21 protein-coding genes and 1 tRNA gene are annotated in these 22,793 nt (G+C 66.5%); 10 read left to right on the top strand and 12 right to left on the bottom strand.

Translation table 11 applies throughout. The features are described 5' to 3' along the window. Positions 1 to 105: 105 nt before the first annotated feature. From atzF to ABQF30_RS05545, 5 genes are read right to left on the bottom strand one after another with little or no spacing between them, the layout of a single operon-like run. Entirely contained in the window at positions 106 to 1,800 is a 1,695-nt protein-coding gene (gene atzF / locus ABQF30_RS05565) for an allophanate hydrolase (RefSeq protein ID WP_448461771.1), read from the bottom strand. Beyond that, positions 1,797 to 3,791, bottom strand: coding sequence for a 5-oxoprolinase/urea amidolyase family protein (locus tag ABQF30_RS05560; RefSeq protein WP_448461769.1), 1,995 nt, complete (start codon positions 3,789 to 3,791; stop codon positions 1,797 to 1,799). Before ABQF30_RS05560 ends, atzF begins: the two co-directional genes overlap by 4 nt. Further along, positions 3,788 to 4,396, bottom strand: a complete 609-nt coding sequence (locus tag ABQF30_RS05555) for an urea amidolyase associated protein UAAP2 (RefSeq protein WP_448461767.1) — start codon at positions 4,394 to 4,396, stop codon at positions 3,788 to 3,790. Before ABQF30_RS05555 ends, ABQF30_RS05560 begins: the two co-directional genes overlap by 4 nt. Beyond that, entirely contained in the window at positions 4,393 to 5,244 is an 852-nt protein-coding gene (locus ABQF30_RS05550; protein WP_448461765.1) for an urea amidolyase associated protein UAAP1, read from the bottom strand. The genes ABQF30_RS05555 and ABQF30_RS05550 overlap by 4 nt, the downstream gene beginning before the upstream one ends. Positions 5,245 to 5,246: 2 nt before the next feature. Next, positions 5,247 to 6,779 (bottom strand): amino acid permease, encoded by a 1,533-nt coding sequence (locus tag ABQF30_RS05545; RefSeq protein ID WP_448461763.1) that lies wholly within the window; start codon positions 6,777 to 6,779, stop codon positions 5,247 to 5,249. A gap of 169 nt (positions 6,780 to 6,948) precedes the next feature. Here ABQF30_RS05545 and ABQF30_RS05540 point away from each other — a divergent pair, with 169 nt between their 5' ends. Beyond that, positions 6,949 to 7,959, top strand: a complete 1,011-nt coding sequence (locus ABQF30_RS05540; protein ID WP_448461761.1) for a putative nucleotidyltransferase substrate binding domain-containing protein — start codon at positions 6,949 to 6,951, stop codon at positions 7,957 to 7,959. Next, entirely contained in the window at positions 7,953 to 8,738 is a 786-nt protein-coding gene (locus ABQF30_RS05535) for a Fic/DOC family protein (RefSeq protein ID WP_448461759.1), read from the top strand. The genes ABQF30_RS05540 and ABQF30_RS05535 overlap by 7 nt, the downstream gene beginning before the upstream one ends. Before the next feature lie 7 nt (positions 8,739 to 8,745). Here ABQF30_RS05535 and ABQF30_RS05530 read toward each other — a convergent pair whose 3' ends face one another. Beyond that, positions 8,746 to 9,345, bottom strand: a complete 600-nt coding sequence (locus ABQF30_RS05530) for a TetR/AcrR family transcriptional regulator (protein ID WP_448461757.1) — start codon at positions 9,343 to 9,345, stop codon at positions 8,746 to 8,748. A gap of 91 nt (positions 9,346 to 9,436) precedes the next feature. On the opposite strand from ABQF30_RS05530, the gene ABQF30_RS05525 reads away from it, so the two are divergent. After that, a complete protein-coding gene (locus ABQF30_RS05525; RefSeq protein WP_448461755.1) occupies positions 9,437 to 9,967 on the top strand; it encodes a methyltransferase family protein in 531 nt (176 codons plus the stop codon). 18 nt (positions 9,968 to 9,985) lie between these two features. Next, complete coding sequence (locus ABQF30_RS05520; protein ID WP_448461753.1) at positions 9,986 to 11,485, top strand: FAD-dependent monooxygenase; 1,500 nt, start codon at positions 9,986 to 9,988, stop codon at positions 11,483 to 11,485. Here ABQF30_RS05520 and ABQF30_RS05515 read toward each other — a convergent pair. From ABQF30_RS05515 to ABQF30_RS05505, 3 genes are all read right to left on the bottom strand, one after another. Beyond that, positions 11,427 to 11,702 carry an aminoacyl-tRNA hydrolase gene (locus tag ABQF30_RS05515; protein WP_448461751.1) on the bottom strand — a complete coding sequence of 92 codons (276 nt, stop codon included), beginning with the start codon at positions 11,700 to 11,702 and terminating at the stop codon, positions 11,427 to 11,429. The two genes, ABQF30_RS05520 and ABQF30_RS05515, sit on opposite strands and share 59 nt — an antisense overlap. Positions 11,703 to 11,732: 30 nt before the next feature. Continuing rightward, a complete protein-coding gene (gene helR, locus ABQF30_RS05510; protein WP_448461749.1) occupies positions 11,733 to 13,970 on the bottom strand; it encodes an RNA polymerase recycling motor ATPase HelR in 2,238 nt (745 codons plus the stop codon). A 132-nt stretch (positions 13,971 to 14,102) separates the two neighbouring features. Continuing rightward, positions 14,103 to 15,551, bottom strand: a complete 1,449-nt coding sequence (locus tag ABQF30_RS05505; protein ID WP_448461747.1) for a S1C family serine protease — start codon at positions 15,549 to 15,551, stop codon at positions 14,103 to 14,105. Between the two features lie 285 nt (positions 15,552 to 15,836). On the opposite strand from ABQF30_RS05505, the gene ABQF30_RS05500 reads away from it, so the two are divergent. Beyond that, positions 15,837 to 16,277, top strand: coding sequence for a DUF6319 family protein (locus ABQF30_RS05500; protein ID WP_448461745.1), 441 nt, complete (start codon positions 15,837 to 15,839; stop codon positions 16,275 to 16,277). A 544-nt stretch (positions 16,278 to 16,821) separates the two neighbouring features. Further along, the gene (locus ABQF30_RS05495; RefSeq protein ID WP_448461743.1) at positions 16,822 to 17,337 is read left to right on the top strand and encodes a GNAT family N-acetyltransferase; all 516 of its coding nucleotides are present in this window, start codon (positions 16,822 to 16,824) and stop codon (positions 17,335 to 17,337) included. Positions 17,338 to 17,492: 155 nt separating this feature from the next. Here the strand turns inward: ABQF30_RS05495 and ABQF30_RS05490 are convergent. The 3 genes from ABQF30_RS05490 to pgm all read right to left on the bottom strand — a co-directional run bounded on the left by ABQF30_RS05490 (position 17,493) and on the right by pgm (position 20,553). Next, a tRNA-Ala gene (locus tag ABQF30_RS05490) sits at positions 17,493 to 17,565 on the bottom strand. A 55-nt stretch (positions 17,566 to 17,620) separates the two neighbouring features. Beyond that, a complete protein-coding gene (locus ABQF30_RS05485; RefSeq protein ID WP_448461742.1) occupies positions 17,621 to 18,922 on the bottom strand; it encodes an MFS transporter in 1,302 nt (433 codons plus the stop codon). Beyond that, positions 18,919 to 20,553, bottom strand: coding sequence for a phosphoglucomutase (alpha-D-glucose-1,6-bisphosphate-dependent) (gene pgm / locus ABQF30_RS05480; RefSeq protein WP_448461740.1), 1,635 nt, complete (start codon positions 20,551 to 20,553; stop codon positions 18,919 to 18,921). Before pgm ends, ABQF30_RS05485 begins: the two co-directional genes overlap by 4 nt. A 79-nt stretch (positions 20,554 to 20,632) precedes the next feature. On the opposite strand from pgm, the gene crcB (ABQF30_RS05475) reads away from it, so the two are divergent. The 4 genes from crcB (ABQF30_RS05475) to ABQF30_RS05460 are packed head-to-tail and all read left to right on the top strand — an operon-like array spanning position 20,633 to position 22,788. Then, the gene (gene crcB / locus ABQF30_RS05475) at positions 20,633 to 21,031 is read left to right on the top strand and encodes a fluoride efflux transporter CrcB (protein ID WP_448463480.1); all 399 of its coding nucleotides are present in this window, start codon (positions 20,633 to 20,635) and stop codon (positions 21,029 to 21,031) included. Next, positions 21,028 to 21,393, top strand: coding sequence for a fluoride efflux transporter CrcB (gene crcB, locus ABQF30_RS05470; RefSeq protein ID WP_448461739.1), 366 nt, complete (start codon positions 21,028 to 21,030; stop codon positions 21,391 to 21,393). The genes crcB (ABQF30_RS05475) and crcB (ABQF30_RS05470) overlap by 4 nt, the downstream gene beginning before the upstream one ends. Further along, positions 21,390 to 22,457 (top strand): putative PII-like signaling protein, encoded by a 1,068-nt coding sequence (locus ABQF30_RS05465; RefSeq protein WP_448461737.1) that lies wholly within the window; start codon positions 21,390 to 21,392, stop codon positions 22,455 to 22,457. Before crcB (ABQF30_RS05470) ends, ABQF30_RS05465 begins: the two co-directional genes overlap by 4 nt. Before the next feature lie 13 nt (positions 22,458 to 22,470). Continuing rightward, positions 22,471 to 22,788, top strand: a complete 318-nt coding sequence (locus ABQF30_RS05460) for a mycobactin biosynthesis acyl carrier protein MbtL (RefSeq protein ID WP_448463478.1) — start codon at positions 22,471 to 22,473, stop codon at positions 22,786 to 22,788. Positions 22,789 to 22,793: the final 5 nt, after the last annotated feature.

Genomic DNA, 22,793 nt, shown 5'->3' with positions numbered 1-22,793 from the left:
TCGCCGGCCACACCGAGATTGAAGCCAGGGACAGAATCGGTGCCGATTCTGTCCCTGGGCGCAGTCTCGGCGTTCCAAGGGCGTACTCCCTACCTCGCGCGAGCGTCACACCATCGACTGTGCCGCCAACCAACCGCCGTACTCGGTGATGTCACGCCCCTGCGCGGGAGCGGCGTGGTCGCAACCGAACCCGGTGATCCAGCTGCCGTCGTCGAGTTCCACCTGACCCAACTGCATCGGCGCGGGCAGTTCAGCAAGGAACGCGCCGAGCGCTGCCAGGGACAACACCCACCGCTCCCCCACGATCGCTGCACCATCTTCGGCGCGTACCAATCCCGGCTTGGGCGGAACCGTGTCGAGTGCGAACAACCGGTATTGCGGCGCGGTGGCGATCGGCCCGGCCCAGCGCGCACCCCGTTCGGTGAGTTGATGCTCCAGCGGCTGGCCGCGCAGGTGTGCTCCGAACACCGCGAGTTCGGTCACCGGTGCTCCCGCATTTTCCGGCCACGAAGCGCCCGCCGGTTCCGCGAGGAAGCGTGCTGAAAGTTCGGCGATGACACCGTCGTGGAAAGCGGGCGCGACGAAGGTGACGCCGAACTGTGCGCCATCGGCCACCGTTCCCGCCGGAATCGCGATGGCGCACATGTCGAAAAGGTTGCAGAAGTTGGTATACCGACCCATCCGGGTGTTCACCAAGACCGGGTCGGCCACGACCTCGGAGATCTTCGGGTGCGCAGGAGCTGTCGGCACCAAAAGTGCATCGCACCCGGCCAGTAGCTCGAATGCCTCGAGCCGCAGTTCAGCGACCCGCCGCCGATCGCGCAACAAGTCCGCCGCCGAGTGGGCAGCGCCGGCGGTGATGATTGCGGCCACCGTCGGGTCCAATCCAGCGTCCGCGCGGGCATTGATCACGAACTCGCCCACCGCATCCCATCTTTCGGCGACCAGCGCGCCGTTGTACAGCAGGTCCGCCGCGGCGAAGAACGCGTCCATCGCAATCGGCACGGTCTCGATTCCGGCCGCATTGGCCCGCCGTATCGCCACCGCGAACGCCGTCCGCCAGTCGGGGGCGAGGTCAGGCAGCTGGTCGGGCACCGCGACACGGGGGGCCGCCGATGCCGCGAGCGGGATGTCCGTCGGCCATTGTCGTTGTGGTGCACCGGCACTCATAACCGCCATGGCGGCCTGAGCAGTGGGCAGGTCATCCGCGAAGATCGTCACGCAGTCATAACTCGCGCAGGCTGGGACGACACCGTCGGCGGACACCACACCGATCGTGGGTTTGATGCCGACGATGCCCTGCAAACCGGCCGGCACGCGGCCCGATCCCGCGGTGTCGGTGCCGATCGCGATATCGGCGAAGCCCAACGCCACCGCGACCGCAGATCCCGAGCTGGATCCGCCGGAGATGTATTCGGGTCGGCGCGAATCCCGCACCGCGCCATAGGGACTACGGGTGCCGACCAGACCGGTGGCGAACTGGTCGAGGTTGGTCTTCCCGATGACGACGGCACCGGCGGCCTTGAGAGCGGCGACCGCCGGTGCGTCGGCATCGGGAAGGTAACTGAAGCTCGGGCACGCCGCGGTCGTGGGAAGACCTGCGACGTCGGTGTTGTCCTTGACCGCCAGGACAAGGCCGGCCAGCGGGCGTTCCGCGGCCAACGCTGCACGGTGCTCGGACTCGACCTCGGCCTGCGGGCGCAGGTGGATGAACACCTCGGTGCGCCCGCTCTGCTCGATCTTGCGGTAGATCTCGGCCATCCGACTCATGGTTGATGATTCGCTTGCAAGCTCACTCATGCCGACTCCTTCTTCGCAAATTCTCCTGCAGCGGCCCAACGTTGACGTTCCTCAGCACGCGCGGCCTCCATCGTCGCGCGGGTGGCGGCGATGTCGTCGGCATTGGCGGCCAGGAAGGCCTCGTGCTCGGCAAGGGAAAACGTGCCGTCGGCGATCTCGACGCGACCCCGACCGGCGGCCATATCAGCGCGCAGGTCCAACAGTTCGTCGGCTGAGACCGGATACCACTGAATCCGGTCGAAGAACCGCAGCAGCCACGGATGCTGCGGGTCGAACCCCTGAGCGGTGAGTGGATGGCGGTGGTTCCAGATCTGCGTTGTGCGCCCGACGAACTGGTAACCGCCCGGGCCTTCCATGCCATAGACACACAGGTACGCCCCGCCGATGCCGACCGCGTTCTCCGGGGTCCAGGTGCGGGCCGGGTTGTACTTGGTGGTGACCAACCGGTGCCGGGGATCCAGTGGCGTCGCCACGGGTGCGCCGAGGTACACGTCACCGAGGCCGAGAACCAGATACTCGGCGTCGTAAACGATTCGGTGCACGTCGTCCGTGGAGCCGAGGCCGTTCATCCGTCGGATGAACTCGATGTTCCACGGGCACCATGGCGCGTCGGAACGCACCCCGTGCATATAGCGTTCGATCGCCTCGCGGGTCGCCGGATCGTCCCAACTCAACGGCAGCCGCACAGTGCGACTCGGCACGACCAGCTCCTGGGCGGCCGGCAGCGCGGCCTCGAGCTCAGTCAGCAGCGGCACTAGCACCGACAACGGCAGACGAGCAGAATCCACCTTCACCTGTAGCGACCGCACCCCGGGGGTGAGGTCGATCAAACCTGCGGGTCGATCCTGTTCCAGCGCATGGTGCAACGCGTGCACGCGGGCCCGCAACGCGAGGTCCAACCGCATCTCCCCGTACTCGACGAGGACGTTGTCGTCGCCGATGCGTCGATAGGTGACGCCGGTGGTGCCGTCCGATGATGTTGTCCGCGCGATGATTCCGTCGTCCTCGTCGCCGCCTGTCGAGAACACAGCCGGCAGGAATGCGCGTCGAGCCCGGCCCACCGTCGCCGCCGGCGGCGCCGCGTCGGCCTTGACGGGAATGAACCGCACGGTGGCACCTGGAGCGAGTTGGCCCAGCTTCCAGCGGTCGGCGGAGGTAACGGTGACCGGGCAGACGAAGCCGCCCAGGCTGGGGCCGTCGGGGCCGAGCAAGATCGGGGTGTCACCGGTGAAGTCGAGCGAACCCACGGAGTAGGCGTTGTCATGGATGTTCGACGGGTGCAATCCGGCCTCGCCACCATCGGGCCGCGCCCACTCCGGCTGCGGGCCGATCAATCGCACACCGGTGCGGTCGGAGTTGAAGTGGACCTCGTAGTCGTGGTGGAGCAGGGTGTCGATGTCATTGCGGGTGAAGAACTCCGGTGCCGAATGCGGTCCGACCGTCACCGCGATGTGCCATTGCTTGCCGATGGCGGGCTGCTCGTCGAACAGGATGCGCCTGCGCCGACCTGTTGCGGCGTCGGCGGTTTCCAGCTTGTCGCCGGCACTCAGTACTCGCCCCTCGTGTCCGCCGAACCGACCCAGGGTGAATGTCGATGCGCTGCCGAGGTATTCGTCAGCGCTGAGCCCGCCCGCGACCGCGATGTACATCCGCAGGCCCGGACCGTCGACCATGCCGACGTCGAGCACCTGTCCAGCTTCGACGAGCACCGGTTCCCACTGCGGAACCCGCACGCCGTCGACCGTCACCGGCACGGGCGCACCCGTCACGCAGACCCAGGTGTCGGTGTCGAGACGCAGGGCCGGCCCACCCATGGTCGCTTCCAGTCCGGCCGCGCCCTCCGGGTTGCCGACCGCGATGTTGGCGAGCCGGAACGACACGTCGTCCATCGGGCCGGACGGTGGAACCCCGATCTGCCAGTACCCGATGCGACCCGGCCAGTCCTGGACGGTGGTGGCCATGCCGGGCCGGAGGATTTCCAGTGCCGTCATGAGCGCGTCACAACCATCCGCACAGCGGTCGGGTCGAAACCGTTGCAGGGGTTGTTGATCTGCGGGCAGTTCGACACCAGCACCAAGGTGTCGATTTCAGCCCGCAGTGACAGCTTCTTGCCCGGTGCTGACAGACCGTCCACGATGCCGAGCGCGCCGTCGGGGTCCACGGGCACGTTCATGAAGAAGTTGATGTTGCTCACGATGTCGGCCTTGGTCAGGCCCCACCGTGCACCCTCCCCGATGAAGTTCTCCACGCATGCGTGTTGATGTTTCGTGTGATGTCCGTAGCGCAACATGTTCGATTCCTGCGAGCAGGCGCCGCCGAGGGTGTCATGATTGCCGACCTCGTCCTCGACGATCGTCAGCATCGGTTCGCCGTCACTGTCCCGCAGCACCGATCCGGTGGTCAGGAAGATATTGCCCTGCGCAGCAATCGTGGCCGGCGCACTGTAGCGCACGCTGTGGTCGTCGGCTCCGTAGAACAGGGTGTCGACGGCCTGGTTCCCGTGCAGGTCGATGATGGTGAGGACGTCTCCCGCCCGCACGATCTTCGACCAGGGACCCCGCGGGGCCACTGTCTCATCGACGAGGGTCTCGGTCATCGGGCACTCCAGACGTCTTCGGAATTCAGGTAGGCGCGTTGGTATTCGGGATCGCGCGCATCGATCTGTGCACTGATCTCGGCGAGGTCTTCCGGTGCCGACCAGGCCAGTACCTCCAGCGATCCGACGTCGAACACCGGGGCCGGATCGAGCGGGTGAGCGGTGTTGGCGATGGCGACGATGAGCGGCAGGTGCACGATGAGTTCGACCACCTTGTCGGCACCGGCCGACCCGGTTGACAACAACGCGCCATCGGCGTCCACCCGCACCCCATGGAAGAACGACACACTCGGCGCTACGTCACGTCGGGTCAAGCCGTTCTTCAGCGCGGCCAGCGCGAGCAGTTCACGCCCGGCCGGGCTGGCCGATTCGGGGCTTCCCGCACCATATTTCGCGGTATTGCCGGACAGTGTGGTGGTGCCGCACAGCGCATCGTGGTGGCTCGAGGTGTCGGACACGATGGTCGCGAGCACCCGACCTTGATCACTGAGCAGTGGATGTCCACTCGAAAGGTAGGCCTGCCACGGTACTTTCACGGTGTCGGCGACGTTGAGCCGCTCCCACGGGGCGTCGGCGCGCCACAGCAGCAGGTGTGCACACGCGCTGCCGGCGACGTCGCGCAACCGCAGCCGAGTGCCGCGGGCCAGCACCTTGCTGGTGTAGCGGCCGCCCGGAACCGTTTCGGCCCAGGTCAGCTTGTCCGCCGCCACACCGTCGGGCGGCGCCGGCCACCGCGACGCGGGGATGACCGGCATCGAGTCGGTGATGGTTCCCGCCTGGGCGCGCGCATGTTGGCGTGCGCCTGCGGTTGTGGCGGTCGTCGTTGATGGATCTGTGGCGGTCGACATTCTCAGGCTCCAATCGTGACTGGTTTCGGATGGGTCTTGCCGCGCGGGAAACACACCGCACCGAGCAGGACTGCGACGGCGATGCTGAGCGGGCCGGCCCACTGCAGGATCGGCAGTTCCCCGGTGGGGTTGAAGATTTCGGCTCGCGGCCAGCCCAGGTTGACGATCATCACCGCCCCGTAGACCACGGCGAGCACGTTGATGACGACGCCGAACCGGCCCAGCGAGAACAGCGGTAGCCCTTCGGCGTCAACCTGATTGCGTCCGGTGGGCCAACCTTTGAGCCTGCGGTACAGCAGCGGCGCGGTGACCATCAGGTACGCCAGGTAGATCAGGATGATGCAGACGCTTGCCAGCGTCGCGAAGATCGCCGAGTTGCCGACGTTGACCACCAGGACCGCGATGCACAGCACGCCGATCAGTACCGACGGCCAGATCGGAGTACCCGTGCGGCCGTTAACCCGGGCCAGGATCGTCGACGCCGGCAACCGGTTGTCGCGAGCCATCGAGAACATCAGCCTGGAGGCCGCGGTCTGAATCGCCAAGGTGCAGATGGTGATTGCGATACACACGTCGATCAGCAGCACCGTGCCCCACGGTGAGGACAGCACGGTGTCGAGCACGTACGGCAGGCCCTCGGTGGCCAACCGGCCGTCGGTGAGGCTCGGTGCGGCCATCAGCGCGCCGAGAATCATCAGGCCACCGCCCAGTGCGGAGACAGAAAGGGCCAACCGAATGGTGCGGGGCGCGACCCGGCGCGGGTTGCGGGTCTCTTCGGCGAGCTCACCGGCCGAGCCGAAGCCCACCATGACGTAGGCGGCCATCAACCCCGACATGATCCACGCCCAGATGTAGCCGGGCTGTCCGCCCGCGTGGCCGGTGTCGAACACCACCTGGGGACCGCGCTGCGCGTGGGTGAAGAAGACCCCGATGACGGCGACGACGCCGACGATCTCGCAGATCACCCCTGCGCTGTTCACCCGCGACATCAGTTTGACGCCAAGACAATTGATGGTCGTCGTCACCACCAGCAGCACGGTGCCGAGCAGCACCGCGTTGGTTGCCCCGCTCGGTGAAGTGAGCGCCGGATCGTCCCCGATGATCTGGAACCCGGACCAGATCGCCGGCAGCACCACCTGTAGCGCGATTGCGGCGGCCGCTGCGGTGACGATCTGGGCCAGGATCATGAACCAACCGCCGAACCAGCCGATCACCTCACCACCCATTCGCCGAGACCACTGATAGATGGCGCCCGAGATCGGGTAATGCGCCGCCAGTTCGGCGAAGCAGAGCGCTACCAGGAACTGGCCAAGGAAGACCGCGGGCCACGTCCAGAAGAAGGCCGGCCCGCCGAAGCCGAACCCGAGGCCGAACAGCTGGAAGATGGTCGTCAGGATCGACACGAACGAGAAGCCGGCGGCGAAGGATTCAAACCGGCCGAGCCGGCGATGCAACTGCTGGTCATAACCAAACTCGGCCAGGTCGCTATGGTCGTTTGACGCATCTCTGCCTGGCGCGGTCGCGCTGCTGGTCATAGGCGTTTCTCTCGGGCTCGGGGCGGTGGGGCCAGCTCTATAACTGTCGAGTGACAGATAACTGCCTTCGCGTGTCCCGGGTGTCACCCGAATGTTTCGGTCATGTAGCCGTCGGTAAGGGTTTGGTTGCCGAATGCTCACAGCCCCTGCACCTGCCAGAATCGCCGGTATGCCCGACAGTCCGCTGGAACGCGCACACCTTCGCGTGGAATCAGCAGACAGCGAGACGGCCCTGGTAGCCGCCGCCCGGCAGGCGCATGCTGCGGTCCAGGAGCTGATCGACACCCGCGCAGGCGCGGCGACAGTCGCACACGCCTGGTCGGCTCTTGTCCGGGCGGCTCTCGCGAGCGCCGCACGACTGGTGTCCACCGACATCGGATTCTGGTATGCCTCCGGCAGCGTCGGCCGCGGCGATGCGCTGCCCGGATCTGACCTCGAGACATTGTTCGTGCGGCGTCCGAACGCCGAGCCTGAGGCCGCGCTGGCCCATGCCGCCGACGTGCACGATGTGCTCGCGCAGTGCGGCCTCCGAGGCGATGACAACGGCGCGATCGCCGCGAGGGCAAGGTTCAACCGTTCGGCTCGGGAATGGGCCGACGGTATCGGCCGGTGGGCCCGCGACCCGGCGGCCGACCGCGGGGTCGTGATGATCGGCCTACTGGCCGACGCCGTGCCGGTCGCCAAGGGCGTCGACCTGCGTGAAGAGGCCGGTATTGCGGCACGCGCCCACCCGGCTTCGCTGGCCGCCATGCTGCAGGATGCCACCTACATCCGCGCCTACGTTCCGTCCCGGCTGCGCGCGCTGACCTCCGGCGACGGTGGCGTCGACATCAAACACGCCGCCGTCGATCCTGTCGTGCGGATCGCGCGGTGGGCGGCACTCAGTTGCGGATCCGATGCACTGCCCACGCGTGACCGGATCAGTGACGCCGCGGGCACCCGTTACCTCGACAGCGAAGATGCGCGAGTACTCGCGAAATGCCACACCATCGGATCGAGCATCCGTTGGCGAGTGCGCACGGCGCGGTGGAACGCCGGAGAGCAGGTCGACGAACGCGTGGAACTGTCGGCGCTGTCACCCCAGGACCGCACCGCACTGCGCAGCATCGGCCGCGAACTCACCGGCCTGCGACGCAAACTGGACTACCTGGCCTCGACGTCGAGTTTCTCGGTGTGGTAGCCGGGCTCCGCGAAGACGAGCGTCACGCGCTCGCACAGACCATCGCCGCCGAGCGCCTCGAAGGATGGCGCCCCAGCACCGAGCAGGTCGCCGGTTTGACCGAGCTACTCACCGGCGCAGTGACATTCGGGGAGTATCTGGGGCGGCATCTGCCGACGGACCGCCGACGCCTTCGGCGTCCGGTTCTGGCACGGCGCAAACCGTATCTGATCCCGGGGACGACGGTGCTGCGCAACAACTTCGGTGTGCACGATGTGGCGACGCTGACGCGGCTGGAGTTCGTGGCGACGGCAGGCCGGATCCTGCAGGTGCATATGGACCCGGAAAGCTACGGCCTCGACGTCCGTCGGTTGCATCAACATGTATTCGGTGACGTGTACGCGTGGGCCGGTGAACCGCGCATCGTCGAACTGCGGCGCGGTGAGGCCGCATTCGGCTCCTGCGAGCGGATCCCCGGCGCATTGGAGACGCTGGGAGTCGAGATAACCTCGGTGGCCGTCGGGGGCGCTTCCTTGGACGGCGGTGAGCTCGCCTACCGACTGGCCCGAATTTATGCCGACTACAACCAGATTCACCCTTTTCGTGAAGGCAACGGGCGTACCGGCACGTTATTGCTGCATGTGTTGGCTGCCCGCGCGGGTCAGCGGCTGTGTTTGGACCGCTTCACCCGCGAGGACTGGATCACCGCCTCACGGGATTCCATGCCGTTCCGGCGTGATGGCCTGGCCGATCCGCGACCCTTCCTGGCAGTGCTGCGACATTGTCTGCGACACGACTGAGCCGACGCTACGGATTCGGATCGGTCAGGTAGCGCTGCACGGTCGGGCCAACCCAGTCGACCAGCTCATCGACACCGGCCGAGGCCATGGGTTCGATCTTGAGCTGGTAGCGCGCGAAGGCCAGGCCCACGAGATGGGTCGTCACCAACTCGACGCGCAGCACAGCATTGGTCACTCCGAATTGAGCCTCGACCCGCTCGGCCACCGGGCCGGCCAAAGAATCATGTAATAGCTTGCGCGCCAACGGCTGAATCGCCGCTGACCGGAATATCGTCAAAAGCGGATCGAAGGTGGCACCCTCGTCCCAGCGTTGGATGAAGTCCCGAACCAGGCGCGGGCCGATCTGGTCACTCCCCTCGTCGAGCAGGATGGCCAGTTGGTGCAACGGGTGCTCCGGGACATCGATCACCGCAGCGTTGAACAGCCCTTCCTTGTTGCCGAAGAAGTAGTAGACCATCGCCACGTCCACGCCGGCGTCGGCGGCGATCCGGCGCACCGTGGCCCGCTCGTAGCCGTCGCGCGTGAAATGCTCGCGTGCCGCCTCCACGATGCGCTGCTTGCTCTCCTGGCCCGTTCGCCAGCGGCCGCTTCGCCGCGTCTCCGACATGTACAAAAGTTTACTTCAACAAGCGTTGACCAATGGCTGCGCCGCGGCGTACCGTCAAAGTTCAACAACCGTTGAAGAAGGAGGAATCGACATGGCACAACGACGGCTCTGGTGGCGGCACACGATCTCGGTGCTGATCGCCCCGGCAACGATGACGGTGTTCATACCGGCCGTGATCATCGCGGTGACCGGCGTCAACGCCCCCGACCTCAGTACCGTCTCGGGCGTCCTACTCGCCATCACCGGCGGCGCGCTGGTCGCGTTCGGACTGTGGTATCTGGTGTGGACGATGATCCTGTTCGACCGCATCGGCAAGGGCGCCCTGGCGATCGGCTCACCGGTCAACCTTGTGGTGGAGGGTCCGTACCGCCACGTCCGCAACCCGATGATGACCGCGGTGTTCAGCATCCAACTCGGCACAGCTGTCGCGACGACGTCGCCCTGGCTGTACGGCTGGTTCGCACTGTTCTGCACCGTCGTCGCGATCGCGATCCCGGTCTTCGAGGAACCGCATCTCCGCAAACGGTTCGGCACCGAGTACGACGCGTTCCGCCGCCACGTGCCGCGATGGATTCCCCGCATGACACCGTGGGTGCCCGATCGCGCGGGCGCGAACTCCTAGCCACAGGGTGGAAGCGCAATGACCACAGAGGTGCTCGTCGTCGGCGCAGGTCCGACGGGTCTCACCATGGGTATCGAACTGGCCCGACGCGGAGTCGCCGTCCGCGTCATCGACACCGCCGCGGCACCGACGACCGAGACCAGGGCGCTCGGTGTCCAGCCGAGAACGCTCGAGCTGTTCGACCGGTTGGACCTTGCCGATGCAACCGTTGCCGGCGGTGTGCCAGTGACGGAGTTCAATGTCTTCAGTGAGGGAAAGCGGTTCCTGCACCTTGACATTCACGCACTGAACACACCGCACCCCTATCTGCTGATGCTGCCCCAACCGCAGGTGGAAGCGCTGCTCGCGACCCGTCTCAACGACCTCGGTGTCGAGGTGGAACGCGGCGTCGAGCTGTCCACACTGGACCAGTCACCTGGCGAGGTCCAGGTCGGGCTTCGGCACGGCGACGGGCGGCTGGAACAGGCCCGGCTGCCGTGGGTGATCGGGTGCGACGGCGCGCACAGCACCGTGCGTCATCAGCTCGACGTGCCGTTCGTCGGCGCCGCCTTCGAGGAGAACTTCGCCGTCGCGGACGTCCGGATGGACTGGCCGTTGCCGCACGACGTCTTCTACTCGTTCCTCCACCGGGGACGCTTCGTCGCGTACTTCCCGATGCCCGGCGGCCTGCATCGCCTCACCATCGCCTACCGGCCCGGCCAGGCCCCCGCCGGCGAGGTGACATTCGATGAACTGCAAGCCGCCGTAACCCGTTGTGCACCAGCTGGTTCCCGCGTCTCAGAGATCACCTATGCCGGGAGGTTCCGCATCAACCAACGCAAGGTCGCACGGCATTCCGTCGGTCGGGTGTTCCTCGCCGGCGACGCCGCGCACGTCCACTCCGTGGTCGGCGGGCAGGGCATGAACACCGGTATTCAGGATGCGTTCAACCTCGGTTGGAAACTCGCAGCTGTCGTACACGGTCAAGCGCGGCCGGATCTACTCGACAGTTATGCGGCCGAACGATCCCCGGTGGCACAGCGACTGGTCAAGGGAACCCGCCGTGCCACCCGAATGACGTTGCTGCGCAGTCCTGTTGCCGCGGCCGCCCGCCGTCACCTGGCGCCGCACATCACCGCGCGGGCAGGCGTCCAGCGCATCCTGACGAGAGCCCTGACCCAGCTCGACGTGTCCTACCGCGACGGCGCCGGCGGGACCAACGACACCAGGCTCGCGGTCGGTGACCGCTTTCCGACCACCGATGTGCTCCACCCGTCGAAGTACACGCTGCTGTCGCCCAGTCTTGAGCCGACGGGACTGCGTGCCGTCGTCAACGAATATGCGGACCTGATCGACGTGCCTGAACACACGCAGATCTCCGGCGGTGGGCTGGTGCTCGTCCGCCCCGATGGCTACATTGCGCTGCTCGGCAGTGACATCCACGGGCTCCGCGACTATTTCGAAGCAACCCTCGGAAGCCCTATGTCTGCGGTTCCGACGGGTCCGGATCCTTCCACTCCCAACTCGCGCCCGCGGTGAGGGTTCCGGGTTCGAGTTCGGTCCGGCCGGCATCGCGGATGTGCACCGCCTGCGCCAGGATCTCGTCGGGCTTGCCGCCGATGACGATAACGGGGTGGTCGTAGTCGATGCCGTAGAGCTTGAGCGCAGCGTGGACCGCGTGTGCCGCGGTCTTTCCCCGCGACATCTTCGCATTCGAGTTGACCCTGATGACCAACCGCTTCTCCGAACCATCCATACGACGAGGGTAGAGCCGCCCGCAGGTGGCTCAGGCCAGTGCGGGGGTGCCCACATCAACCAGTCCGGCCAGGGCCTGCGGCAAAGGGCCCAGGTGCAGCACGCCGAGGCGTTGGGTGGCGCGGGTGAGAGCGACGTAAAGTTCGGCCGCGCCACGTGGCCCGTCGGCGAGGATCCGTTCCGGCTCCACCACCAGGACCGCGTCGAACTCCAGGCCCTTGGTCTCCGACGCCGGCACCGTGCCCGGTGTCCCCGGTGGCCCGATCACCACGCTGGTGCCTTCGCGGCCGGCTTCGTCCCGGACGAATTCGTCAATGGCAGCGGGCAATTGGTCCTCGGTAACCTGCTTGGACCATGGCGCCACACCACAGGCGCGGACCGACTCCGGCGGCTGCACCCCGGGCGCGAACTCCGCGAGAAGCGCGGCGGCAACAGTCATGATCTCAGACGGCGTGCGGTAATTCACCGACAGTGTCTTGTAGACCCAGCGCGCTGGGCCGTCCTTGGTCCTCGCGGCGGTGTACGGCGCCAGCATCGTGTCCCACGTCCTGGCCCCGGCGGCGGACCGGCGCTGCGCGAGATCGCCCACCACCGTGAAGGATCGGCGCGGACAGCGCCGCATGAGGACCCGCCAGTCCATCTCAGAGAGTTCCTGAGCCTCATCGACCACCACATGCCCATAGGTCCAATCCCGGTCCGCGGCGGCGCGTTCCACGAGTTCCCGGTTGTCGCGTTCCGTGAAACGTTCCGCCAGATCCTCGGCGTCGAGAAGGTCCTGGGCGAGCAGACGATCTTCGTCGTCCATGAGATCCTCACGGTCGACCATGAGATCCAGCACCCCGGCCGCGTAGGCGGCCTCCTCCCGCCGTTCCCGTTCGGCGGCGAGATCGGGTTTGATGCCGCCGAGCAGGTCGACCAGTTCGTCGAGCAGCGGCACATCCGACACCGTCCAGGCCTCGCCGTCGGCACGGTACAGCGCCTCGTCCGCGCCCGCGGCACGCAGCCGATCATGCGACGTATACAGCTGTGCCAGGACGTTTTCCGGCGTCAGTGTCGGCCACAGTTCATCGAGTGCAGCGGCGAACTGCTCGTGGTCCTCAAGCTCGTTGAGCACGTCGGCACGCATCTGCTCCCAGGCGTGCTTGTCCTCGCGGGTCAGCCAGCCCCGGCCGATGCGGGCGACTGCCCGTTCGATCACCACGTACGTGACGACGTCGACGAACTCGGCGCGCGCTTCGTTGTGCGGCAGGCCGGTTTTGCGCGCCTCGTCCCTCGCCCACGCCGCCGTCTCGGCATCGATGCGTACCGTGACGTCCGACAGCGTGATCGGAATCGGATCCTGCGGCAGCTCCTGCCGATCGGCGACCGCCGCGGCGAGGACGTCCAAAATCTTCAGCGAACCCTTGAGTCGTGCCGCCTCCGGGGCGTCCTCGGCAGTGACGTGCAACCCCGGCACGAGGTCGCCGGGGGTCATGAACACCACATCCGTCTCGCCCAGCGACGGCAACACCCGGCCGATGTGATTGAGGAACGACGGGCTGGGCCCGACGACGAGCGCTCCGTGACTTTGCAGCTGCTGGCGTTGGGTGTAGAGGAGATAGGCGACGCGGTGCAAGGCCACGACCGTCTTGCCGGTGCCGGGGCCGCCCTCGATCACCAACACCCCGGAATGCGGATGCCGGATGATCTCGTCCTGTTCGGCCTGGATCGTCGCGACGATGTCGCGCATACCGTCGCCGCGCGGGGCGTTCACCGCCGCGAGCAGGGCGGCGTCCCCAGCGCCGTCGCGGTCCTCACCCAACTCGGCGCCGGTGGGCCGGCCCAACACCTCGTCGGTGAAATCGACCACTTTGCGCCCCAGCGTGTGAAACTGGCGGCGCCGTCGCATGTTCTCGGGATTGGCGGCAGTCGCGGTGTAGAACGGGCGGGCCATCGGTGCACGCCAATCGAGCAACAACGGTTCGAAGTCGTCGTCCCGATCGAATATCCCCATCCGGCCGATATACAGATGCTCGTCGTCGACGGACTCCAGCCGGCCGAAGCAGAGTCCGTTGTCCGCGATATCCAGCCGCTGTATCTCTTTGGCAAGCGCACGGACCTCGGCGTCACGTTCGACGAGTGTCCCGCCGTTCTGCGCGTCGACGTCACCCCGCAGAGCGTCCCGGTACCGGCGCTTCGCTCGAACGCGGTCCGCATCGACCCGCTTGTAGAGCCCGGCTACATAGCCCCGCTCGGCTTCCAATTCGTCTGCATACTCTCGACCTGACACGTGCCCTCGCTATCCCGTCGCTCCCCGCCGGCCTTGCCGTGCCCCCGGGCCCGGGTGGCTGCGACCGTTAGTCAACGAAAGCCCGGTGGCTGTTGTTCCGACCGTGACAAAGAGGAGATGGGGTGAGGACGATCAGGCCTGCATTGTGCCGAGTGTGACCTCGGCGGTCTGCGAGTCGCCCGAGGGGTCCTGGTACGTCACTGTCACCTGATCGCCCGGGGCCTTCGACCGGACGGTCGCAATCAGAGCTTCTGGCCCGTCGATCACGCGGTCGTCGACCTTGGTGATGACCATCCCGCTGCGCAATCCTGCGTCGGCGGCCGGGCCCCCATTGGCGACGCCGGCGATCGCGGCACCGTTCGCACGCGCGTCAGTGCCGAGCTGCACTCCCAACGAGGCGTGTTGGACCGTGCCCGTCGAGATCAACTCGTCGGCGATGCGCTTGGCCTGGTCGACGGGGATCGCGAATCCCAACCCGATCGAACCGCTTTGCGCCCCGCCGGAACCCTGCCCGCCGAGAGAGGCGATCGCAGAGTTCACCCCGATCAGCTCACCGTTCATGTTGACCAGCGCACCGCCGGAGTTGCCCGGGTTGATCGCGGCATCGGTCTGGATCGCACTCATCACCGACGCCTGGCCGGTCGTCTCATCCCCGGTGGCGACCGGACGATCCAGGGCGCTGACGATGCCCGTCGTCACGGTGCCCTGGAGTCCGAGCGGAGATCCGATCGCCACGACGTTCTGACCCACCTTCACGTCCTTCGACGACCCCATCGCGATCGGGGTGAGCCCCGAAACACCTTCGGCGCGAACCACCGCGAGGTCATCGGCCGGGTCGGTGCCGACCACGGTGAACGGCGCAGTGCGGCCGTCGGAGAAAGTCACCGTGGCTTTCATGTCCGAGCCCGAGCGAGCCGCCGGAGTGTCCGATCCGGGACCGAACAGGCCGCCGAACGGATCCTGCGGGCTCATCGGCCCGCCCAAGCTCGGGAGCGAGTCTTGTCCAGCGGCAACCTCTTTGGCTGCCTCGACGACGTGATTATTCGTCAGGATCATTCCGTCCGGGCTGATGACGATCCCCGACCCCTCGGCACTTCCCTGCCCCGTATCGACCTGCAACTTCACCACACTGGGCAGCACCTTGGCCGATACCTGCTCGACCGAACCTGCAGGCGCTGCCGCCGCGGGAAGATTGGGACCCCGGGCCGGTGCAGGATTCTGCGCCTCCGCAACCGTCGCCTGAGCATTTGCCGTGGATCGATCGACATGGTTAACCACCGCGACGCCTGCCACCGCGCCGGACGTCACCGCAACAGCGGCCATGCCGGCCACGAGGACACCTGCCCGCCCGCGGGACCGCTTCTGCGGCTGCTGATTCTGCATCGGCGACGGCTGAAACCGTTGATTCTCATTCCCATCCGGAGAAGCCGTGGGGTACGGCTGATGCGAGTAGGCACTCGCACTGCCATCGTGCTGGTAGCCCTCACGGGACCACGGGTTCGGATACCGCTGGCCCACAGGCTGTCCCGGTATCGGCGCATTGCTGTCGGGAGATGGCGGGTACTCTGGTCGATGCGTCATGACGTACGTTCTTCTTCCTCTGGAATCAACAAAGATTGCACGGCGGAGCCGCGGTTGCCCCTACTGTGCCTTTACCGACTGAGGGTGTGCTGAGAAGATGTTCTGCGCACGCCAAGACTTTGCCAGGAGCTCGCGGACCATTTGCTACTGCGCCATGGCCAAGCACTGAAAGTTCGTAGGAGTGCATGGCGGCAAGTTGACCGCGAATGTCGAACGTGTGTTCTAATAAATGTGATAGTCAGCCCGCTCACTGCGAGCCACGTTCAGAAGGAGTTCGCCGCAACGATGACTGTAGACACTCTGGCAGCGCAAGCGCCGTCCACCGACTCCGACACTCCCGATGTGTTGATTTCTCCGGTCGAGAGCACCTCGTCTGAAAGGCTGCCGGTGCCCGACGCTGCTGCTTCTGTCGAAGAAAAGCCCAAGAAGGCACCGGCCAAGAAGGCAGCCGGTAAGAAGACCAAGACACTCGAGCTGACCCTCACAGTCACCGGAACCGCCGACGGCGAATGGCGCGCCGAGCTCAAGCAGGGCACCGCCTACCTGGCCCGCAACCTCGCGGTCGCGGCGGCCGCTGTCTCCCGCGCGGCCAAGGAATTGCATGAGGACCTCTCCGGTCCGATCGACGAGGTGATCGAAGAGGCGCGGTCCCAGCAGGCCGCCAGGGTCGCCGCCCTTGAAGCCGAATTGGAAGCCGCCCGAAGGGCCCTCGCCGACTTGGACTGAGATCCTGGAAGCCCAATCGGCTTGGACCTCTGGTCGAGTTTGGCGAACTGGCTCGAACCGGCGTTATCGCAAGATAATCTCAGCGCGACCGTGACGTCAGCGGCTCCCGGCTAGTCATAGCGATGACCAGTTTCGCCGAGAAAGGCACTACCGATGAGGTGCAGCCGACTACTGCGCAGCGCGGCCATTATTGCCGTGGGAATGGCGTTTACCTTCGCGACACCTGCGTACGCCAATCCAGGAGACCAGGCGTGTGTGAGGCCCGACGGGTCGCCCTGTCCAGCTATGCCACCGGGCTGCGTCCACGAAAACGGCATGCCGTGCTCGGGTTCCCTGGCCGATATCAACGCCGCTTGTAATCAAAACCCGGTGGTCTGCAGGTGGCTGACCGGATAGTGGACGGTGGCGCCCTGCGCTAGCTCTCGACCCCGACTGCAGCTGGGTCACAACAGGTTTCGCTGGCCATATGATGCATCTCTGGATAGACAGAATGTAATGACGAAACCCGTTCTGATACAGGTCGGATTGGAGATCAGAAGGCGCCATGGCTACTCACCCGCACTGGCATACGCGGACGGAAACCGAAGCCGACGTCGCCGCCGTCCGCCAAATCAATCTGGCTGCCTTCGACACTGCCGAGGAAGCCGGTCTCGTCGAGGCTCTCCGCACTGACCCCTCATGGATCGACGGGCTGGCGACGCTGGCTGTCACCGAGACCGGCGAGCCAGTGGCTTATGCGCTACTGACCCGCTGCCACATCGATGACACGCCGGCGCTGTGCCTGGGTCCGTGCGCGGTGCTGCCCGAGTATCAGCGAACCGGCGCGGGATCGGCAGCGATCCGGGCGGCTTTCGGCGCTGCGCGAGGTCAGGGCGAGCGTTTCGTCACCGTGCTCGGGCACCCGAGCTACTACCCGCGATTCGGATTCAGCTCGGCCTCCGCGCACGGGGTCACAATGAAAACCGAGGTGCCCGACGATGCGCTCATGGTGCTCGCCCTCAACGGGTCCGATATCCCCGCGGGCATCATCCGCTACGCCGCAGCTTTCGGCGACATCTGACCCGTCCAACAGTGGTACCGCCCGTGGTACCGCATTTCTGAAGGCACTCACGGTTGCCTTCCCGACACCACTGTGACGCATGTGGTTTGACGGAGCGGCGCAAAGATCCAGACCGACCAACAAAAGAAAGCCCGCTCAAGGCGGGCTTTCAAAAGTGGAGCTAAGGGGATTCGAACCCCTGACCCCCACACTGCCAGTGTGGTGCGCTACCAACTGCGCCATAGCCCCTGATGTCGTGCTCATCGAAGTTACACCACGGCTACCCGTCCTTCAAAATCGCAGGTCAGGGCACTTCGCCGCCGGCCTCTGGGCCGAGTGCGCGAGCCGGGGTGTGCTCGGCAGGCGGGCGGCCGCGAGTCTCGTGCGCAAATGTCCAGCCCAACGCCGCTAGCAGCAGAATCGCGCCGCTGACCACGAACGCCCAGGAGAACGAGAAGTACTGGGCGATCAAACCCACCAGAAGCGAGCCCCCGATCGACCCGAGGTCGGCCATCATCTGGAACGTCGCGACCGCGGTGCCGCCGCGGGCCTTGTTGCCGATGATGTCGGCCACCGCGGCCTGCTGGGGTGCGGTGAAGATCCCGGTCGCGAACCCCGCGACGTAGGCGCTCACCAGAAACAGCGTCAGCCCGTCGGTGAAACCCACCAGCGCCGTCGAGATGCCCGCGGCAGCGAGGCCGAAGATCAACAGCAGGCGCCGGCCGACGCGGTCTGACAGGTAACCACTCGGGATCACCGCTGAGACGTTGCCGATCGCGAACGTCGCCAACGCCAGGCCGGCGGTACCGGCCCCACGATGGAACACCTCGGTGATGAACAACGGCACCAGCGCAATCCGCAGACCGAAGGCCGACCACCCGGTCGCGAAGTTCGACAGCAGCGCCGCACGGTAGGCACGGTTGCGCAGCGCCGTACGCACGGTCACCTTGCCTCCGTCTTCCGGCGCCGGCGCGGCGAGCGACGAGTGGCGCAGGCTGATGAACACGACGGCAGCCGCGACCAGCAGAGCAGCGCCGTAAATGAGGAACGGCGCGCTGAGGCCCAGGCCCGCGGTGAGACTGCCGAGCACGGGCCCGCCGACCGAGCCGACCAGAAACGCCGAGGAGAACATTCCCGCCACGCGGCCACGGGCGCCCTCCGGGCTGATCCGGATCATCAGCCCGAGTGCCGACACGAAGAACATGGTTGAGCCGATCCCGCCCAGCGATCGGAACAGCAGCAGCTGCCAATATGTCTGCGCGAAGGCGCACGCCCCAGTGGACAACGCCACGATGACCAGGCCGTTGACGTAGATCCGCCGCTCCCCCAGCCGCTGGATCAGCGCACCGGTTGCCGGTGCGAAACACAGCCTCATCAGCGCGAACGCAGTGATGACGAAGGTCGCGGCACTGATGCTGACCCCGAAGTGACGGGCGTAGGCCGGCAGAACCGGCGCCACCACGCCATAGCCGAGCGCGATGACCGCATTGGCGACGATCAGGACCCAGACTTCACCGGGCAACTTCGGCTTCGTCTGGGCCGATTCCCGGGTCGCTTCGCTCCTGCCCTCCGAGCCCGAACAGTCACCCTCCGCAGTAGAGCTCACCCAATGACTGTATTCACCAAGTCTTTGGCGGCCTGCTGCACCTCCGCGAGATGCTCGGCACCGAGGAACGACTCGGCGTAGATCTTGTAGACATCCTCAGTTCCCGACGGCCGTGCGGCGAACCACGCGTTCTCCGTCGTCACCTTCAGCCCACCCAGCGCGGCGCCGTTGCCGGGTGCGGCGGTCAGCTTCGCGGTGATCGGCTCACCGGCCAGCTCGGTCGCGGTGACCTGCTCGGGCGACAGCTTCGCCAGACGCGCCTTCTGCTCCCGATCGGCAGGCGCATCGATACGCGCGTAGGTGGGCGCGCCGTAGCGCTCGGCGAGCTCGGCATAACGCTGCGACGGCGTCGACCCGGTCACCGCGAGGATCTCCGAGGCCAGCAACGCCAGGATGATGCCGTCCTTGTCGGTGGTCCAGGTTGAGCCGTCGGTGCGCAGGAACGACGCCCCGGCGCTCTCCTCGCCGCCGAAGCCGATGCTGCCGCCGATCAGCCCGTCCACGAACCATTTGAACCCGACCGGCACCTCCACCAGCTTGCGTTCCAGCCCGCCGACCACCCGGTCGATGATCGAGCTGCTGACCGCCGTCTTGCCCACCGCGGTACTGCCCGGCCAGTTCGGCCGGTGCGTGTAGAGATAGTCGATGGCGACCGCGAGGTAGTGGTTCGGGTTGAGCAGCCCGCCATCGGGGGTGACGATGCCGTGCCGGTCGGAGTCGGCGTCATTGCCCGTGGCGATCTGGTATTTCTCGCGGTTGGCGATCAGGGACGCCATCGCGTTCGGCGAGCTGCAGTCCATCCGTATCTTGCCGTCGGTGTCGAGGGTCATGAACCGCCAGGTCGCATCGACAAGCGGGTTCACCACGGTCAGGTCGAGGTTGTGCCGTTCGGCGATCGCACCCCAGTAGTCGACACTCGCCCCGCCCAGCGGGTCGGCTCCGATCCGGATGCCCTCCGCACGGATCGCGTGCACGTCCACGACATTCGGCAGATCCGATACATAGGCGTCGAGATAGTCGTGGCGTTGCGCGGTCTGCACGGCGCGGGCCAACGGAATGCGCTTCACCGCTTTCAACCCGTCGCGCAGAATTTCGTTGGCGCGCTTGGCGATTGCGCCGGTGGCATCGGTATCGGCCGGACCGCCGTTGGGCGGGTTGTACTTGAACCCGCCGTCCCGCGGCGGGTTGTGGGACGGCGTGACGACGATGCCATCGGCCAGGTCACCCTCCCGGCCCCGGTTGAACGTCAGGATGGCGTGGCTGACCGCAGGCGTCGGCGTGTAACGATCAGCCGAATCAATCATCGCCACAACGTCATTGGCAGCCAACACCTCCAGCGCCGAGGCCCACGCCGGCTCCGACAATGCGTGCGTGTCGCGCCCGATGAACAGCGGACCGGTGGTGCCCTGCGCCGCGCGGTACTCGACGATCGCCTGCGTCGTCGCCAGGATATGAGCCTCGTTGAACGCCGCGTCCAGGCTCGAACCGCGGTGCCCGGAGGTACCGAACACCACCTGCTGCGCCACGTCGTCGGGGTCGGGTCGCTGGGTGTAGTACGCGGTCACCACCTGTGCGACGTCGATGAGATCCTCGGGTTGCGCCGGTTGTCCGGCACGCGGGTTGGCAGCCATGGTCCCGATTCTGCTCCCCGACGAATGTCGATGCCTGCGGTCTGCCGAGTTGCCGCCATACTTTTACTTCATGTTCGACATGCGCGGCCACGACTTCCGAGAGTTGGCCGCAGTCTTCGTCGGCGGAGCGCTCGGCACCTTGGCGCGGGCCGGCCTGGAAACGCTCGTGGCCCCCGATCCCGGCCGGTGGCCGTGGCCGACCTTTGCGGTCAACATCGTCGGCGCGTTCCTGTTGGGTTACTTCACCACGCGGCTGCTGGAACGACTGCCGGTGTCCAGTTACCGCCGACCGCTCCTGGGCACCGGCTTCTGCGGCGGGCTGACGACGTTCTCGACCATGCAGGTCGAAACGATCACCATGCTCGACCACGGGCACTGGGGGCTGGCCGCGGGTTACACCGCGGCCAGCATCGGCGGCGGGCTCGCTGCAGCCGCGGCGGCGACCGCGCTGGTACGCCGGGTGCGGGTGTTGACGTGACGGCCTTGGTGTGGACGGGCGTGGCCGTATTGGGCGGAGCCGGAGCGGTGTGCCGGTTCCTGCTCGACCGAGCTGTATCGGCTCGGGTCAAGCGCGGGTTCCCGTTCGGCACGTTGGCGGTAAACCTCACTGGCGCGCTGCTGTTGGGTTTCCTCGGGGGCCTGGCGCTGAGCCCGCACACCGCGCTGATAGTCGGCACCGGCTTCGTCGGGTCGTACACCACGTTCTCCACGTGGATGCTGGAAACCCAGCGACTGGGCGAGGAACGTCAGCTCTGGCCGGGGGTGGCCAATATCGTCGTCAGCGTCGTACTCGGACTAGTGGCGGCGTGGCTGGGCGTGTGGCTGGGAGGCCGGGTATGAGCACCGACTACCTGAAGCTCACCGCCTATTTCGGCGAGCGCCAGCGGCATGAGCGCCGGTTCGCCGCCGACGCGCTGCTCGAGCTGTACGGCACCAACGACATTGCCACCAGCGTGATGCTGCGGGGCATCGCGAGCTTCGGCCCCCGGCGTCAGATGCGCAGCGACGAGACACTGAGCATGTCCGAGGACCCGCCCGTGACGATCGCGGCGGTGGATGCGGCCGACAAGATCTCGACGCTGGCCGAACAAGCAGTCCCGATGATCCCGCGTGGGTTGATCACCCTCGAACGCGCACAGCTGGTCGGCCCGGACTATCTCCCGCCTACGGTCCACGAGACCACCAAGCTGACCGTCTACGTGGGCCGCCATAGCCGCGTTGCCGGCACCCCGGCGTACCGCGCGGTCTGTGCCGCGCTGCACCGCCATGGCTTCGCCGGGGCCACGGTGTTCCTCGGCGTCGACGGCACTGTCCACGGCCGGCGGCGTCGTGCCCGGTTCTTCAGCCGCAATGCCGACGTTCCGGTCATGATCGTCGCCGTGGGCACCGGTGATCAGGTCAACTCCGTCCGGCGTGAGCTGGACGCGCTGCTGGACCGCCCCCTGGTGACCGTAGAACGTGCACAGCTGTGCAAGCGGGGCGGCGAGTTGCTGACCCGCCCGTCTGCGCTCCCGCAAACCGATGACCAAGGCCGCGCACTGTGGCAGAAGCTGATGATCCACACCTCCGAGACGGCCTTGCACGACGGCGCGCCCGTTCACCGGGCCGTCGTGCGACGGCTGCTGCAAACCGGCGTGGTCGGCGGCGCGACTGTGCTCCGCGGCGTCTGGGGATTCATCGGCGCTGGAGAACCGCACGGCGACAAGCTGATTCAGCTGGGACGGCAGGTGCCGGTGACGACCATCGTGGTGGACGCCCCGGACCGGATCGCCGCCGCTTTCGATATCGTGAACGAGCTCACCAACGACCACGGTCTGGTCACCGCGGAGATGGTCCCGTCAGCGACCATCGTTGACGGCGGTTACCGATACGGCAGTACTAATCTCGCCCGGCACAGTTACTGAACTCACAGCCAGGCTGGTAAGCCTAGCCTACCTTAACTTGCCGGTGGTAGCGTCCCAGCCCATGCAGTCAACTTCCCCTGAAGCGGTCAGCGCCGCCCTCACCGAGATCTTGCGCGACGACATGAACGTCGATATCCGCAGGGTGACCCGGGACTCCCGGCTCGTTGACGACGTCGGCCTCGACTCGGTGGCTTTCGCCGTCGGCATGGTGGCGATCGAGGACAAGCTCGACGTCGCGCTCACCGAGGAAGACCTGCTGAGCTGCGACACCGTGGGCGACCTGGAGGCCGCGATCCTGGCGAAGATTCCCGCGGCGCAGAGCGCAAAGTGAACCCG

The sequence above is a fragment of the Mycolicibacterium sp. XJ870 genome (genome assembly GCF_053483975.1).
Note: the sequence above shows the minus strand (reverse complement) of the source record. Positions and strands in the feature narration are given on the sequence as shown.

Excerpts from the sequence above, each read along its gene's own strand:
- atzF (WP_448461771.1), bottom strand. The coding sequence starts at position 1,800 with ATGAGTGAGCTTGCAAGCGAATCATCAACCATGAGTCGGATGGCCGAG.
- ABQF30_RS05560 (WP_448461769.1), bottom strand. The coding sequence starts at position 3,791 with ATGACGGCACTGGAAATCCTCCGGCCCGGCATGGCCACCACCGTCCAG.
- ABQF30_RS05555 (WP_448461767.1), bottom strand. The coding sequence starts at position 4,396 with ATGACCGAGACCCTCGTCGATGAGACAGTGGCCCCGCGGGGTCCCTGG.
- ABQF30_RS05550 (WP_448461765.1), bottom strand. The coding sequence starts at position 5,244 with ATGTCGACCGCCACAGATCCATCAACGACGACCGCCACAACCGCAGGC.
- ABQF30_RS05545 (WP_448461763.1), bottom strand. The coding sequence starts at position 6,779 with ATGACCAGCAGCGCGACCGCGCCAGGCAGAGATGCGTCAAACGACCAT.
- ABQF30_RS05540 (WP_448461761.1), top strand. The coding sequence starts at position 6,949 with ATGCCCGACAGTCCGCTGGAACGCGCACACCTTCGCGTGGAATCAGCA.
- ABQF30_RS05530 (WP_448461757.1), bottom strand. The coding sequence starts at position 9,345 with ATGTCGGAGACGCGGCGAAGCGGCCGCTGGCGAACGGGCCAGGAGAGC.
- ABQF30_RS05525 (WP_448461755.1), top strand. The coding sequence starts at position 9,437 with ATGGCACAACGACGGCTCTGGTGGCGGCACACGATCTCGGTGCTGATC.
- ABQF30_RS05520 (WP_448461753.1), top strand. The coding sequence starts at position 9,986 with ATGACCACAGAGGTGCTCGTCGTCGGCGCAGGTCCGACGGGTCTCACC.
- ABQF30_RS05515 (WP_448461751.1), bottom strand. The coding sequence starts at position 11,702 with ATGGATGGTTCGGAGAAGCGGTTGGTCATCAGGGTCAACTCGAATGCG.
- ABQF30_RS05505 (WP_448461747.1), bottom strand. The coding sequence starts at position 15,551 with ATGACGCATCGACCAGAGTACCCGCCATCTCCCGACAGCAATGCGCCG.
- ABQF30_RS05500 (WP_448461745.1), top strand. The coding sequence starts at position 15,837 with ATGACTGTAGACACTCTGGCAGCGCAAGCGCCGTCCACCGACTCCGAC.
- ABQF30_RS05495 (WP_448461743.1), top strand. The coding sequence starts at position 16,822 with ATGGCTACTCACCCGCACTGGCATACGCGGACGGAAACCGAAGCCGAC.
- pgm (WP_448461740.1), bottom strand. The coding sequence starts at position 20,553 with ATGGCTGCCAACCCGCGTGCCGGACAACCGGCGCAACCCGAGGATCTC.
- crcB (WP_448463480.1), top strand. The coding sequence starts at position 20,633 with ATGCGCGGCCACGACTTCCGAGAGTTGGCCGCAGTCTTCGTCGGCGGA.
- ABQF30_RS05465 (WP_448461737.1), top strand. The coding sequence starts at position 21,390 with ATGAGCACCGACTACCTGAAGCTCACCGCCTATTTCGGCGAGCGCCAG.